Raw genomic sequence first — 11,965 nt, forward strand, 5'->3', positions numbered from 1 at the left:
GAAAGTCATGATTGGCAGGCTCGCGTAAGGTTGCAGAGGGCTGCGATCAGCTGAACTCGGAGAGCGAAACGACGACGTCGATGGCGATACACGCCCTTGAGCACGCGAAAGACTTCCATGCGACGAATCACGTGCTCCATCCCTTGGCGGGTATAGGCCAGTTCCCGATTCTCCTGACGCTGTTGAGTACAGAGAGGCGACGCCCGCGTTGCCTTTTGAGTGGTGATGGCGCGCCTGTGGCGAAGCCACAGGCCTTGATAACCGGCATCCCCGATCACGGCCGTGTCGTGGGGGAAGCGCACGCCGGACTGCCGGAATAGCTTCAGCTCATGAACCGCTCCAGCGCTTGTCGCTGTGCCGAGGATCCGCTGCGTCACGGTACAGATGAGCAGTTGGAACTTCAGTGTGTGCTGCTTTTTCTTGCCACTGTACCAGCGCCGCTGCTGTCTTGTGCAGAACGGCAACCTATCGGGCCTGCACACTTTTTTAGGTCGTTCACACGGTACTTCGGAGGCACCGACTGCGACAATGCTGTAGACGATCTGCGCTTCTTGAAACACGCGCTTTTTGGGCATCTGGACTTGCGGACTGGCAATCAGCGCTGCCTCGACACGTTCCACCGTGCGGTGCACGGTGGCCTCATGGACACCCCAGTCATTGCCCAAGTGCGCGAACGTACGATATTCACGCCAAAATTTCAGGGTCATCAGGAGCTGCTCAGCCAAGCTGAGTGCCGCTGGGCGGCCAGATTTCTTCTTCCGTTCTTCTCGTTCAATCAGGACAGCCTCCATCTCAGCGAAGGTCTCAGGATGTACCCCAGTGCGTCGACGGGACTGCTTGCGGTTCATCTTCAGCGTGCGTGTCAGGCGTTCTTGCTCCACCCTCTAAGCTTAGCCTGCGACTTTCGCAAGAGGTCTAGTAAGGTTTTACATTCAATAGAAGGAATCCCAAGAGCATCACTACTGCACACAGAACTCGGCGGCCCTCAAAGGCATTTAAAAAGCAAATTATTTCTTAATCCACACGTCTTTCAAGCTTTCCAGCGAGCCGTTGGCATAATGTTCATACCCCTGAACAGCAGGGCGCACCAGCTCATACTGCTGATTGGCGTCGATAAAGACGTACCCGACCTGCTCGGAGATCAGCTGCTGAACTTGCTGATAAATAACCTTGCGCTTGGCCTGATCTGTGGTGCGCCGACCTGCTTCGAGGAGCGTGTCGACCTGCTTGTTGGAAAAGCTCTGCACATTGAATTTTTCGCCGGTATGAAACTGATTGTAGAAGAAGTCGTCAGGATCGGTGCTGCCCACCCAGCCGAGCAAGACCGCATCGAAGTTTTTATTGATGAAGTCGTTGAGGAACAGCCCCCACTCCATCGGTACAACCTGCACTTTGATGTTCAGCGGTTGAAGTTGGGCCTGAATCGCTTGGGCAATGTTCACCTGCGATTTGTAATCGGCCCCGACCTTGATGGTCATCGAGAATCCGTCTTTGTAGCCAGCCGCGATCATCAACTGTTTGGCCTTGTCCAGATTGGTGACCTGCACTTTGCAAGTGGCATGGGCCCAGCTGAAAGAGGGCACCGAACCGCAATTGAGCGGCGTGCCGTGGCCGAACAGCGCCGTCTTGACGATCGAGTCGCGGTCGATGGCGTAGGAGATCGCCTGACGCACCCGCACATCGCTGAACGGTTTTACCTTGTTGTTGAGGCTCATCTCATCGTAGTTGCTGCTGGAGCCGCCGACCAGCTTGACGCTGGAATTGGTCTTGAGGCTGTCGATCTGGTTAAATGGCACGCTCATGGCGATATCGGTCAGCCCGCTTTGGAGATTGATGATCCGGCTGACGTCGTCTTTGACGGCCTTGAAGACCAACTGATCGACGTAAGGCTGATTCTTTTCCCAGTAGTAGGGGTTGCGTTCCAGCGTGACCGAGTCGCCGGGCACCCAGCGCACGAACTTGAATGGGCCGGAGCCGAGCGGCACTTTGTTGAGATCCTTGCCCTCGGCGTAGCCGCTCGGCATGACGCCCATGGTCTGGTCGGCCATCTTGATCAAGAACGGCGCAAAAGAAGCCTTGAGCTTGATCACCACCTGATTGGGGCTGGGCGCTTCGATGCTGGTGATATTCAGCAGGTCGCCGCGCCGAGGAGAAGCCAGTTTGGGATCAAGGACACGCTTGATCGAGTACACCACGTCCCGGCTGGTCAGGGCGCGGCCATCCGAGAACTTGACGCCAGGGCGCAGGGTAAAGGTGTAAGTCTTGCCATCGGCGCTGATTTTCCAGCTCTGGGCGATTGCGGGCGCAGGCTGACCGTCCGGGGTGATCGTCGTCAGCGAATCGTAGATCTGATCCACCACAACCGACGACGAAGCTGCCGAAAGGGTTGCCGGATCCAGCCCCACGATATCGGCCTGCTGCGCGACCGTGAGTGTGCCGCCGCGCACAGGCGCACCTTGAGACTGGGCAGCGCCGTTCGTGCTGGCTGCCATGAAGGCCGTGAGGAGAAGAACCGATAACGAACGCTGAGACAAATGAGACATGACGCACTCCTTGGCAAAAGCCAGATAGCAATGAATGAAGCTGTAAGTACTGCTCAGTGTGGTCCTTGAATGAAACTATGTCAAGCGCCAATGTCTGGGTTGATCTCATTCATGCAGGCCGCGTTTTTTGTTACAGTGCTGGAGATGACTACTCCAACAGACGGCAATCGGCGCTTTCCTGAAACCCGGCGCGGCGACCATGTGGAGCTTTACCAACGCTTGGGCGGACAGGAGGCCGCCCTTCCTGACCCCTACCGCTGGCTCGAAGACGCCGAGTCGCCTGAGACACGGAAATGGGTCAAGGCCCAAAATGAGCACGCGGCGGCCTACCTAAGCGCCCAGCCCCTCTGGGATATTTACCGCGCACGCCTGACTGAACTGTGGAACTTTCCCAAGAGTGGAGTGCCCTGGCACCGGGGCGCTTCCTATTTCCGCACGTTCAATCCGGGACTCCTGAATCAGCCGCGCCTGGAAGTCGCCGCTGGCCCGCACGGCCCTTGGCGAGGGCTGCTCGACCCCAATTTGCTGAGCGAGGACGGCACGGTTTCGCTGACAGCGGCCTCGGTCAGCCGCGATGGACGCTGGCTGGCTTACAGCACCCAGAGTGGCGGCAGCGACTGGCTGACCTGGCAAGTCCGCGACGTGGCAACCGGTGAAAACGGCCCCGATCTGATCGAGTGGAGTAAATTCAGTGACGCGACGTGGCATCCGGATGGCAGCGGTTTTTACTACGCCGCCTATGACGCGCCGCAGCCCGGTGAAGCGCTGACCGGCACCAACCGCGACCAGCGACTGATGTTTCACCGTCTCGGCACGGTCCAAGCCGACGACCAGGTGGTGCTCAGCCGTTCCGATCAACCGGACTGGGGTTTCCGGCAAATAGACATCACCGACGATGGCCGCTTTCTGGTCGTCGAGGTCTGGCTGGGCACCAGCCGCAAGAACCAACTGTGGGTGCAGGAGCTGGGCAGCGCTCAGCCCTTCATGGAGCTCGTCGGTGAATTCCGTGCCGGATACCATCTCATCGGCAGTGAAGGCGACGAACTGCTGCTGCTGACCGATGAGGACGCGCCGCTCAACCGGGTGCTGCGCTGGAACATCTCGACCGGCGAGCGGCGCGACGTTCTGGCGCAGGGCGCTCATCAGCTCGATTCCGTGTCGCTGGTCAAGGACGGCCTCCTTGCCGTCACGCTGCATGACGCCAGCCACCGCCTTCACCTGTATTCACGCTCAGGTGAGCGGCGCGGTGAGATTGCGCTGCCTGGCCTGGGCACCCTGCAAGACCTACACACCCAGTCGGGTGATTCCGAGGTCTTTTTCGGCTTCGATTCGTTTCTGGCACCCCTGACGCCCTACCGCCTACAGCTGCCGAATACCACTCCTGAAGTTCTGGGGGACACGTTATCTGCTCAAGATACCGGGGCCTCCCAAGACACAGGGGCCTACGAGGTGACCCAGACCTTCATTCAGAGCAGCGACGGCACCCGCGTACCGTATTTCCTGATCGCGGCCCGTACCCTGACCCGGGACGGCACCAACCCAACTTTGCTGTACGGCTACGGGGGCTTCGGCGTCAGTGTGCTCCCGAGCTTTAATCCGGGGATGCTCGCGTGGCTCGAGCGCGGCGGGGTGTTCGCCGTCGCCAACCTGCGGGGCGGCGGCGAGTACGGCACCGCGTGGCACCAGGGCGGCATGCTGGAAAGCAAGCAAAACGTGTTCGATGATTTTATAGCCGTGGCAAAGCACCTGATCTCCACAGGCGTCACCAGCGCCGCGCACCTGGGCATTCAGGGAGTCAGCAACGGCGGCCTGCTCGTCGGCGCGGCGATGACGCAGCGTCCCGAACTCTTCGCGGCAGCGGTGCCGCAAGTCGGCGTGATGGATATGCTGCGCTATCACCTCTTCACGGTCGGGTGGAGCTGGGCTAGCGATTACGGACGCAGCGACGATCCCCAGATGTTTGATGTTCTGCGGGCCTACTCGCCGCTGCACAATTTGCGGGAAGGAACGCGCTATCCCGCCACGCTGATCACCACTGGCGACCACGACGACCGCGTGGTGCCGGCACATTCCTACAAGTTTGCAGCCGAGTTGCAGCGCTGCCAAGCGTCCGAGGCTCCTACCCTGATCCGGATTCAGACCCGGGCCGGACACGGTGCCGGTAAACCGACCGCCCTGCTGATCGAGGAAGCTGCCGATCTGTTCACCTTCCTGGAAGTTGAGCTTAAAGGGACAGACGCTCCACGGGCGTGATAAAGAAGAATGAAGATGCAGACGGCACAAAAGACTGAGCAGACCGCAACCAGAGCACTCTCGACCCGCCAAGACGTGATTGGGCACATTCAGGACACCTTGGCGCAGTTGCCACCGGCCCAGCAGCGGGCGGCGCATTTTGTGATGAACGCCCTTTCGCAGGTGCCGTTCATGACGACCACGGCGCTCGCGGAGGCGGCGCAGACCAGTCAGGCAACCGTGACCCGGCTGGTGCTGTCACTCGGCTTTCGCAGCTATCTGGAATTTTCTGAGACGGTTAGCCGGGTGGTGCTCAGTGAACTGGGAGAAGCCGCGCCACCCGACCGCTTCGAACAGTCACGCTTCCATCCCGATCCGACGTCCCTCCTTCATCAGGAAGCGCAGCATATCTTGCAACTCGCCGCACTGGTGGAGGGTCAAACCTTTCAGCGCGTGGTGCAAAAGCTTGTGGGCGCACGCGAGGTGATTGTGGTCGGCATGGGCGCTTCGGCCTGTATCGCGTCCCACACGGCCCTCTACCTCTCCCGCCTGCGCCCCGGCGTGCGCTCGGTCACGACCCTGGATATCGGGCAGGCCATAGAAACGCTGAACGCTGGCCCAGACGTTTGGGCGTTGGTTTTTACAGTACCGCGCATCACCGTTGATCTGGAGCGCTACCTGATTCTCCTAAGGCGCTGCCAGGTGCCGGTGGTGCTGGTCGCCGAGCAGCCGGCCAACCCACTCATCCCCTTCGCCAGCGAACTGCTGGTTGTGCCGGTTTCGCGCAGTCCCACCACCTCAGTTCCCGCCGCCATGCTGGTGCTGGGCACCCTGCTGGTGGACGCCGTAGCGCAGGCCCAGCCCGAGCGCACCACCGCCCAGCTCGCCACCTTTGAACAACTGCTGGTACGGGAGTTGCCGCAGGTTCTTCCCGAAACGATGCCCTTGCCCCAATTTGCGTCCACGGCGGCCTCACCGCTGGAGGAGAACTCATGAGCCCGTCTGTTCCTAGCCGTAAACACCTCCTCGGCACCGACTCTTTTCACACGGTCTGGTCACGTGACCTCGCCCCAGCGCTGCGGGTGGCTCCGGGTGACACGATCACTTTTCAGACGCTCGACGCTTCCTACGGCGCAGTGGCGCGTCAGGTCGCCGCCGGTTCCCTAGACTGTCCCGAGGCGCTGCGCGAAACCGTCCTGCAAAGCGTTTATCCTGAACAGCCGGCCACCGCCGGTGTGCGCGGACACCCCCTCACCGGCCCAGTGTTCATTGAAGGTGCGCTGCCCGGAGATACTGTACAGATCGAACTTCTGGGTATTGAGGTGGCGGCCTGGGGCTGGAACGCCTGCCGTCCAGGGGGAATCGGGCTGCTCGACGACGAGGTGCCGGAGGCGCACACCCAGTTCTGGGATCTGAGCGACGGACACTCCGCCGACTTTCTGGGCCTGGCCCGGATTCCTCTGGCTCCCTTTCCCGGCATTGTCGGCGTGGCTCCAGCGGAAGCTGGACTGCACCGCACCGCGCCGCCGCGCCAGGTGGGCGGCAATATGGATATCCGGCAGCTCACCGTGGGCAGCACGCTGTATTTGCCCGTCGAAGTGGAGGGAGCGCTGCTGAGCCTTGGGGACGTGCACGCGGCCCAGGGCGACGGCGAGGTGTCGAGCACCGGCATCGAGACCGACGCCCGCGTCACCCTGCGTGTACAGGTGCTCAAAGACAGGCCCATCCGCACGCCTCACCTGCGCACGGGGCCGGAGCCGACAGACTTATGGAGCGCCGGAGCCTACATGACCACCGGGCACGCTCCCGATCTACGCGAGGCGGCCCGCACGGCGCTGCGAGAATTGGTGGTGCACCTGCAGCGCGAGTACAGCCTGACTTATGTGCAGGCCTACGTGCTGTGCAGCGCCTGTGCCGACCTGAGGATCAGTCAAATCGTTGACGCACCTCATTTCACGGTGAGCGCCCTCTTCCCTGAGCGTATCTTTGGGCGCTAAAAACAATAAAAGTGCATTTCTGGGAAATGAGACAGCCAATTTCCCAGAAAGTAATTCGTAGCAGGCGGAGTGTTGAAAAAGAGGGGGATGTTGGGGAACTGACCCGTTCCCTCCACATCACTCCGCTTACTCAGTCATGTCATTTCAGTCGCGTGGGGACTTGAACGTCGCAGATACTGAAATCCGCTCCCTTCTCACGCTTCACCTTGGCGATAAGTTGCGCGAAGGCGGGGCTCTGCGTATCCATCATTTCGACGTTGGGGCGCTGGCCTTCGGGCAGGTCGGCGGCCACCTGAACACGCTGCATCACATCAGGATTCGCTGGGGGTTCGCCAGCCGCCACCGTAGTGATAACTTCGCGTCCTATCACGGCATTGCCCCAGGCGGTATACTGCAGGCCCAACCGGAATGAAGACGCCCCGCGCATGAAGAAAATTTCGCTGTTGGCGCTGTTCACGTCCTCCCCCCGGCCCATCCCAGCCACTCCCGGGCAATAAGCGCCCCAGGCTTGGAAGTTAGGGACGTTGCGCCGCTGGGTTTCCTTGGCCGAAACGGTTAGGATAGGCATGGTGCCCAGAAAACCTGCATTGCCGTCGCTGGTCTGTGTGACCTGTCGCCAGGGCGTTTTGTCTGGCAATCTCACCGAAAACTCGGCTTCAAGATTCGGATAGGTCGAAGTTCCCCCGTCTTTGTTGTTGGGATTGCCTGTCTGTACGACGAAGAGATCGATCACACGGTGAAACTGCAAGCCGTTGTACACCCCTTCGCGGGCGAGCAGCTTGATGCGCTGGACGGCATTGGGCGCTAAATCAGGGCGCATCTCGACAATCATGCGCCCTTTGGTGGTGTCAATGACCAACAGATTTTGCGGATCGAGTGGAACCCACTGGGCTTGAGTCTGCACAGATTGCATTGGAGCACACGAAGCGAGCAAGGACAAGCTGAGCCACAATGCAGATTTCTTCATAGCTCAGTATTAAGCTTTAGGTGAGAAACGTCAACAGACTTCTTAGAAAAGTCTGGGATTGCTAACGGGCAGGCCCGGTAGGTGCGGGTGTGCCGGACGCTTCAGCAGACCAAAAAATGGATTCAGAGAGTTTTGATGACCCATATCCACCAAGAGCAGCAACCCGCTCACCTTTGGTGCGGAGAACTGAGTTGGCCCAGACCACCACCCCGACTATGCCTGTGCTGACCACCACTGGGGCCGTAAACGAATACAGATTGAATCTGTCGGGTTTGGCTCCATCTCGCCATCCTTAAGGGCGTGAGTGCCCCCAAGAGCGGCAAGTCGCTCCGGCTCCGGCTCTCCAGCTTGTCCACCGTCCAAGTGGAGAATCTAGAACCCACTCTGCGAGTGCCACACCACCACACTGGCATTTTCAAGCTGGCAGTAGCCGTGAAGAGCAGCGGAGAACCACCTACAGGCGTGGTTTGGTGCTTGGTCTTCCATTTCAGTGCAGCCACCAAATCCCTTCAGACACGCTTACCACCCAGACAAATTCCACGAGTGTGTCTCAGGGCCGCAGCGCCTGTCCCCGCTCGTCTCCACTTTGAAGCAGATAGGTTTTGAGGTCACTGACAAAGCCCTGAGCGTCCAGCGCCGCCAGCCGGGAGTGGGCCTGCTCAAGCAGCGGCGCGGCGTCGAGTTGGCCCGCGAGGATCAAGTGACGCAACTGATCGAGTTCGAGGGCGCTGAATTTGCGGCCGTACAGCAGCGCAAGCCGCTTGACAGTAAAAGTCGCCGCTTCTTCCGGCGAGCGGCTTCTGACTTCACTACTCAAATCGGGTGCAGGCGGCTCATCCTGCGCCGGGGCGACGCGGCGTTCACGTGGGATCACGCTGCGCACCACTTGGCCCTGTCCGGCATCCGGATACTGGTCGGGGTGCTTGATGAGGTGAACGAGCGCGTGTGCGGGCGTCTTCTTGATTTTGAGCGCCTCCGAGGCTATCAAGCGCTCAAACAAAGACACCCGCGCCATCAGCACCGAAACGGTGTAGAGCCTCACCAGTTGCCGCGACACGCCGTCCGCTACCCCGTGGGCTCGCAGCCGCTGCAGGAGCGTCGGGTTGATGGGCGTAAATTCGGGAGCAAACTCGTAGTGCAGACGCTGTTTGCGCCCCCGCCCGTCGAGGAGGACTTGGCGCAGGTAGCCCCGGCGGAGCAACTCCTCATGCGGCCCTTCCAGAGCGCGGCGCACCACATCTGGGCGGGTGTTAGGCAACTTGCACTGGTCGGCCCACTCGATCAGACCCACCTCGTAGCGGTCGATAATCTCGTCCGGATCTTCAGGGTTGTAGCGCATAGCGTCGAGCAATCGGAAAATAATGCGGGTTCGGGGACGTGACAAAGACTGCATAAACTCGATGTTGAGCGGTTTGGTGTAGCCGCTGCGGAGAGACAGCGCCAGCGGCCCAGCCAGCCGCAGCCGCAACATGCTGCGTTCATCGAATTTCCCTGATTCTCCCTGATGGGTGTATTCCAGCGACTCGATGAAGTGAAATTTGGCGGTGGTCCAGCGGCGATTGGGATGGTCACGCCAGCCGCCGCTGACCTCATAGGAGGTGGTGTGCAGCCGGTCTAAGCTGACCGAAAGCATTTCGCGGTACTTGCCATTGCGGTGAAATCCGGCGAGGCGCAGCAGCTCAGAAACGGCCAGCACCATCTCGCCGTCTTCTGGCAGGCCAATACTCATGTAATGGTCGATCAGGGCGCTGCTGACGTCATTGTCGATGCCGTGCGGGATGCCCTGTTCCGGCAAAGCCCGGCAAGCCACTTTGACCACTCGGTCGCCCTGCTGGTAAGTCACGCGCCAGGAATGCTGGCCCGACACCTGATCTTGTGCCGAAACCAAGTTGAGACGGCCCCAATTCAAATCGTCGAAACGTGCCCCGGCGTATTCGGTCATAAATCTCCTTTGTTGGTGAACAAGATACCTGACTCCTGAAAGATCTTTTGTATAAAGATATTGGTGAAAAACACCACCAAAGCCAGAAAAAAAGTAACGTCCCAGACGGCGTAAACGCAGCTTTCTCCACAGGTATGTCTCAGTAAATGCTACGAGTGTGTCTCAGTGAAAGGGGCCAAAACACCCCCACTCTGTCTCAGGGAGGTCAGAGAAACGCCACGAGTGTGTCTCAGCAAATTCCACCAGTATGTCTCAGGGAGAGGTGAGACATACTGGTGGAATTTGCTCAAAACGCTACAGGTATGTCTCAGGGAGGGGGGGCTAAACGCCACGAGTGTGTCTCAGGCAAATCCGCGTTATCCCACGAGTGTGTCTCAGTGAAATAGGTCAAACGCCATAGGTGTGTCTCAGGCCATTACGAGGGCCTAGCGGAGCGGTTCGCCAATAGTTGTCTGTCGGCCCAAGGTCACCTGATCCAAGTCGTCACCGACATATCAGCTTTTTGACATTCGGGCAAATAAGAATCTATTCGGAAAATATGTGGACTAAGGAGATAACGAAGACACAGCCTCACCAAGCGCAGATTGATGAGCAAGAAACCATCTGGGAAGTGTCAGATGCCCTCTAGACACGCCTTGAGCCGCTCCTGATCATCGATAAACCGCGCAAGAAGTCTGGGCGTCCCTCACGGGACGCTCGTTCTATTTTCAACAGTTTAATCTGGTTGGCCCGCACCGGCAGTCAATGGAGTCAACTCCCACGGCGCTACTCTCCAGTCTCTACGGCTCACGAGCGCTTTAGCGCTTGGGTGGAAGGTGGCTGTCTCAGACGGGTGTGGGCGGTGATCCTCGAGGAATATGGCGAGGAACTCGGGATCGATTGGGATGGCAAGCCGCACACGGGAGGATTGTTAATAGCGCCGTTGGGAAAAGGGGCCTCCGGTGCCGAGGGAGCCACGGGGAGCAATCCAATTGACTATGGCAAAGCTGGTTGTAAACCTACCCTCTTGATGGATGCCAAAGGTATTCCGTTAGCGGTCATGCTGTGTAGGGCCAATCGCCATGACAGTTAGAAGCTCAAGGACGTGCTGGAGTCCGTTATCATCGCTGTTCCTCAGCTTTTGGCTGAGGAACAGCGTCGTCTGCTTATTGGTCGTGGATATGACACGCCAACGTGCTGCGATGCTGGCTTCATATTGCATATTCAGAAAAAAGCGTCAAAGGAAACACCGCTTCCTGTGCCAACAGACCCAGACCGCCATCCGCCTAGACATTAGGTCGTGGAAGTTGGGCATGCTCAGTTCAGACGGCTTCAGACGCGCTGGGAAAAGCATCAAACGCTGTATCTGGGATTCGTCGAATTGGCCGCCTGCCTCATCATCTGGCGAAAACTGGTCCCGCTCATCACCTGAATATACTTTCCGAACAGACTCTAAGTACAGCAAGATTGCCGTTTCGGAATTCCGCGTCTTGGGTAGAACGGCACCTCTTCGGCTTGCCTACTCCGCTTGGTTTCCTTAAAGATAACTATTGGCGTACCTAGAAGCTGCCAAGATCACTATACAAAAAACGGACGGAGCTTGTTGGAGAACAGAATGCAAGCGGCCAAGAAGTAGAACCCGATCAGCGTCCAGAGCCGTCCGCTCTCCGGTATAACCCTGATCCGCGTACGCCACTTCGACCTTCACACCCGTGGCTTCCTATACCTCCAAGCACAGGTCTTTGACCTGTGCCCGATCCTGCTCATTGGCGGGTGTGGTCAGCACAGCGAGGAGATGCCCCAGCGTATCCACCGCCAAATGAATCTTGGTGCCTTTGCGCTTCTTTGCGCCGTCGAATCCGGCACGGTGTCCGCTCTCTGGAGGGTGCGGCTGTCGATAATGATCGCTGTCGGCTCGCCATTCCTGGTCTGTTCTACACGACAGAGCAAGCGCAAGTCGTGTGCGGCATTCTCGAAGCAGCCCGCTTGGAACCATCGGTGCACCTGTTGGCGCACCGTCTCAGCTGGAGGAAGGTCGTGGGGGAGATAAGCACTGCGCCCCTGTTCGGGCGACCCAGAGCAGGGGATTGAGGACGTCTCTGATGGCATATTTGCGCTGTCTGGCGTCTTTTGGACTGAGTAAGAGGTAGGGAAGCAAGAAGAGATACATGTCGTCGTTGACATTGCTCGGGTAGTCACGCTGGGTCATCTAATCATTCTGCTGTGCACCGAGTCTGCTCCCAGAATTTCAAACCGGTCCTTGGCAGCCTCTAGGAAAATGCCTTGATGAGGACGAACCAAGAAG

General features: G+C 58.9%; 7 protein-coding genes and 2 pseudogenes. 4 read left to right on the forward strand and 5 right to left on the reverse strand.

What is annotated here, in order from left to right; all coding sequences use genetic code 11:
* Positions 1–5: 5 nt before the first annotated feature.
* A complete protein-coding gene (locus EHF33_RS19115) occupies positions 6–881 on the reverse strand; it encodes a transposase family protein (protein ID WP_241191422.1) in 876 nt (291 codons plus the stop codon).
* A 126-nt stretch (positions 882–1,007) separates the two neighbouring features.
* On the reverse strand, positions 1,008–2,543 hold the full coding sequence (locus EHF33_RS19120) for an ABC transporter substrate-binding protein (RefSeq protein ID WP_241191423.1): 1,536 nt from the start codon (positions 2,541–2,543) through the stop codon (positions 1,008–1,010).
* Between the two features lie 144 nt (positions 2,544–2,687).
* On the opposite strand from EHF33_RS19120, the gene EHF33_RS19125 reads away from it, so the two are divergent.
* From EHF33_RS19125 to EHF33_RS19135, 3 genes are read left to right on the forward strand one after another with little or no spacing between them, the layout of a single operon-like run.
* A complete protein-coding gene (locus EHF33_RS19125) occupies positions 2,688–4,796 on the forward strand; it encodes a prolyl oligopeptidase family serine peptidase (protein WP_124875202.1) in 2,109 nt (702 codons plus the stop codon).
* Between the two features lie 15 nt (positions 4,797–4,811).
* Entirely contained in the window at positions 4,812–5,771 is a 960-nt protein-coding gene (locus EHF33_RS19130) for a MurR/RpiR family transcriptional regulator (protein ID WP_164473623.1), read from the forward strand.
* Entirely contained in the window at positions 5,768–6,772 is a 1,005-nt protein-coding gene (locus EHF33_RS19135; protein WP_124875206.1) for an acetamidase/formamidase family protein, read from the forward strand. The genes EHF33_RS19130 and EHF33_RS19135 overlap by 4 nt, the downstream gene beginning before the upstream one ends.
* A gap of 139 nt (positions 6,773–6,911) precedes the next feature.
* Here the strand turns inward: EHF33_RS19135 and EHF33_RS19140 are convergent, their stop codons facing one another.
* Entirely contained in the window at positions 6,912–7,739 is an 828-nt protein-coding gene (locus EHF33_RS19140; RefSeq protein WP_124875208.1) for a peptidylprolyl isomerase, read from the reverse strand.
* A gap of 550 nt (positions 7,740–8,289) precedes the next feature.
* Positions 8,290–9,681, reverse strand: a complete 1,392-nt coding sequence (locus EHF33_RS19145; protein WP_124875210.1) for a replication initiator protein A — start codon at positions 9,679–9,681, stop codon at positions 8,290–8,292.
* 643 nt (positions 9,682–10,324) lie between these two features.
* On the opposite strand from EHF33_RS19145, the pseudogene EHF33_RS22065 reads away from it, so the two are divergent.
* Positions 10,325–10,753: pseudogene (locus tag EHF33_RS22065) on the forward strand (transposase); the annotation flags it as partial.
* A 557-nt stretch (positions 10,754–11,310) separates the two neighbouring features.
* Here EHF33_RS22065 and EHF33_RS19155 read toward each other — a convergent pair.
* Positions 11,311–11,869: pseudogene (locus tag EHF33_RS19155) on the reverse strand (transposase); the annotation flags it as partial.
* Positions 11,870–11,965: the final 96 nt, after the last annotated feature.

Source organism: Deinococcus psychrotolerans, assembly GCF_003860465.1.
Taxonomy (GTDB): domain Bacteria; phylum Deinococcota; class Deinococci; order Deinococcales; family Deinococcaceae; genus Deinococcus; species Deinococcus psychrotolerans.